This window comes from Bacillus sp. GMs2/2 (assembly GCF_050172095.1).
GTDB lineage: Bacteria > Bacillota > Bacilli > Bacillales > Bacillaceae_G > Bacillus_A > Bacillus_A cereus.
Genome location: NZ_JBNLYE010000767.1, coordinates 1 through 846, shown reverse-complemented (window position 1 = coordinate 846; position 846 = coordinate 1). Strand labels below are relative to the sequence as shown.

The window sequence follows — 846 nt, the reverse complement described above, 5'->3', positions numbered from 1 at the left end:
GATTGAAAAATCGATGGATATGTCAAAGTTGAAAACAAAAATTGATGTATCTTTTGAAGTGCCAGAGTCATCTAAAAGGTCAGTTGAAGACGCAGTGAGAAGCGTCACAACTTACGGTGTAGATGTTGAAGAAGCCTTGGAAGGAACACGGAGACAATGGGCGCTCAATAAAGATGCTTCTGACGAAGCGAATGCTGCAATTGTAAAAGGTGCTGCAACAATTGCTTCCACATATGCAGGTATTGATTTTAATGAATTAATACAAGAAGCAAACGAAATTGGTGCAACGCTAGGGATTACGAACGAAGAAGCGTTAGGTTTAGTTAATACCTTACTAAAAACTGGATTTCCACCTGAACAATTAGATATTATTGCCGAATACGGGGACCAGATGATTCAAGCTGGATTTTCAGCTAAAGAAGTCCAAGGGATCCTATCTGCAGGAATCGATACGAAAAGTTGGAATATCGATAACCTTCTAGATGGAGTCAAAGAAGGCCGTATTAAGATGGCTGAGTTTGGTGCTGGTGTAGATAAATCTATGAAAGAGGTTTTAGATAAAACAAAGATTTCGGCAGATCAGTTTGAAAAATGGGGTCAGGCAATTGCTGGTGGCGGTGAAAATGGACAAAAAGCGATGCTTGAAGCCACCAAGGCTTTGGCTGGTGTTGAAAATGCAACAGACAGAAATGTACTTGGCACGAAGATGTTCGGTACAATGTGGGAAGACCAAGGAAAGAAAATCATTGATACCATTTTAAAAGCAGAAGGAAAACAGGTGGATCTAAAAAAAGGGGTAGATGATTTACATAACACCAATTCTAAATTAGATGCGTCTCCAACTGT

The 846-nt window shown here is 39.7% G+C and carries 1 pseudogene; it reads left to right on the top strand.

From position 1 onward, the window contains the following. Nucleotides 1-846 (top strand): annotated as a pseudogene (locus tag ACQGS6_RS29355) (hypothetical protein); the annotation flags it as partial.